This window comes from Vibrio sp. 10N.222.48.A3, from assembly GCF_041475345.1.
Taxonomy (GTDB): domain Bacteria; phylum Pseudomonadota; class Gammaproteobacteria; order Enterobacterales; family Vibrionaceae; genus Vibrio; species Vibrio tasmaniensis_A.
Map to the genome: position 1 here is coordinate 1 of NZ_JBFRVX010001813.1, position 297 is coordinate 297.

Consider the following 297-nt stretch of genomic DNA (forward strand, 5'->3'; position numbering starts at 1 on the left):
CTTGTTAAGCAAATCAACCCTCGCTCTTTAGGTAACCTAATCGCGATGTACGAGCACAAGATCTTCGTTCAAGGCGTTATCTGGAACATCTTCAGCTTCGACCAATGGGGCGTAGAACTTGGTAAGCAACTAGCAAACCAAATTCTTCCAGAGCTTGCAGACGATGCACAAGTAACGTCTCACGACAGCTCTACTAACGGTCTAATCAACGCATTTAAAGCGCTGAAAGCTTAAGACTGTTTAAGTAACACCAAGTAATAATTGTAAACGCCAACCTTTCGGTTGGCGTTTTTTATG

The 297-nt window shown here is 43.1% G+C and carries 1 pseudogene; it reads left to right on the forward strand.

Going from position 1 to position 297, the window contains the following annotated elements:
• Positions 1–234, forward strand: a pseudogene (gene pgi, locus AB4653_RS29025) (glucose-6-phosphate isomerase); the annotation flags it as partial.
• Positions 235–297: the final 63 nt, after the last annotated feature.